The following is a 1,636-nucleotide window of genomic DNA, read 5'->3' as shown; positions in this document are numbered from 1 at the left end:
AAGGTTTTATACCTATAGGTTCTTATATCCCTTTTATAAATTGCTGACATACAATCTTTAAAAGGATAATTTATCATGCGTTCTTCTAAAAAGAAGAAACTTGCACTTTTAGATACTCTACTTTGGGACGATAAGCCCCTCTTTGGCTAGTTTCTCGACAGTTGTTTCTGCAACGCTTACTATGAGATTAGAAAATGATGCAAAAGCATTTCCATTGCTAGAGCCTTTTGCTAGCCATATGGTTTCTTTGTTTTTTGTATTGTGAATAAGGTAAACACTAACGCTTATGCCGGGCTTACTAATATTATGTCCACCGCTCACATAACCTGGTGTCGTTACAGTTCTTATGGTAGTAAAGTGTCCAACTTCCGAAATAGTACTTGTAGAGGTTCCTGGATGATATGTTGGCGGGATATACGTCTGTGATATATCACGATTATCAACGCTAACTATTAGGAGTGCATCTGCGCCTTTATTTGTTATAATTTTCTCTTTCTCGTTATAGGAATAATTACGAGTTGGAGGGAAAAGTTCTAATCCTCTCAATATCTGTACATTGTATTTAACGAGGGATTTCTCAAAGGTGTCTTCAAGTTCTTTTTGCTCAAAAATAGACATGCCAACACCTCCTATAACCACCTTTTTGGTTTGAAATCGTCCCTTGTAGTTTGGATCAACAATTCCGGTCAAGTGTGTTACTTGATTATCCCAAGGACCACAAGCTGTGAGTATTAACAAACAAAATAAAATAAAAAACTTCATCATCATAAACCTTTGATTAATATCAAAAGTCTAATAATGTATTTATAATTCAAATTAAAGATACGATTTGAACTTTTAAATATTTTTTTTAGATTGTTTTGCAAAATTTAAGAAATCCACTCTTAAATAGAATTAGATTTTTTTACATTGCCTTTAAGAGGTTATACCGTAATCTAAAATGGATAGCTTTATTGTTATCAAAAGCTTTGTTTAAAGTGTGTTATGTATATTCATTTTGCTTATAGGTTTTGAAGGTGTAAAAACCGTCACCCCTCCCTCAAAACGTATATTATTGATTGAATTTAGAGGTTATATTATCAATATGGGTTGTTTTTTTAAGATCTATAAAATATTAACATATTGAAAAATAACATTTTTAATTTTTATCGTTTTTTTATCTAAAAGAGGCAACCCTCAAAACTCAAAAACCCGTCAAAACTCATAACCATAATGATCTTGATAGCATCTCTTATGAGTTACAAGCTATCTTTTGAAAAGCTTTAAAGAATCACATGATTTTCATAAAGCACGTTGTAATCATTCTCTAAATCATAAGGTTATCATTCAAAAGAACTGATTAAAATGCATAAAAGGGATTTTGATAACGTAATCAATTTTTAATTTCATACGCTTTTCATAAGACACGTGTTAATCACTCACTAAAAATATAATTTTATCTTTTAAAAAGAACTAATCAAAATAACAAAAGCCTATTAAAAAGGATTTTGCTAATCTCTATAATTATCAGTTTCTATTGAGATGTTTTCATAAGTGTTTTCATAACAGACAATAAATCGCAATTATCCTATTTATCATTTCTCTTATGAACATGAAAAATGATGCCATGGCTATAAAGAACATAACAACTATAGAG

Annotated in this window: 1 protein-coding gene; it reads right to left on the bottom strand. The window is 30.3% G+C overall.

The features are described from left to right. Nucleotides 1-117: 117 nt before the first annotated feature. Nucleotides 118-762 (bottom strand): hypothetical protein, encoded by a 645-nt coding sequence (locus tag ACFIL3_RS10040; protein WP_375643778.1) that lies wholly within the window; start codon nucleotides 760-762, stop codon nucleotides 118-120. Between the last annotated feature and the right edge of the window lie 874 nt (nucleotides 763-1,636).

This window comes from Bartonella sp. CE47NXGY (genome assembly GCF_042195415.1).
Classification (GTDB): Bacteria; Pseudomonadota; Alphaproteobacteria; order Rhizobiales; family Rhizobiaceae; genus Bartonella.
Note: the sequence above shows the minus strand (reverse complement) of the source record. Positions and strands in the feature narration are given on the sequence as shown.

Bases quoted from the DNA above. Each gene is read 5' to 3' on its own strand.
- ACFIL3_RS10040 (WP_375643778.1), bottom strand. From the start codon at position 762: ATGAAGTTTTTTATTTTATTTTGTTTGTTAATACTCACAGCTTGTGGT.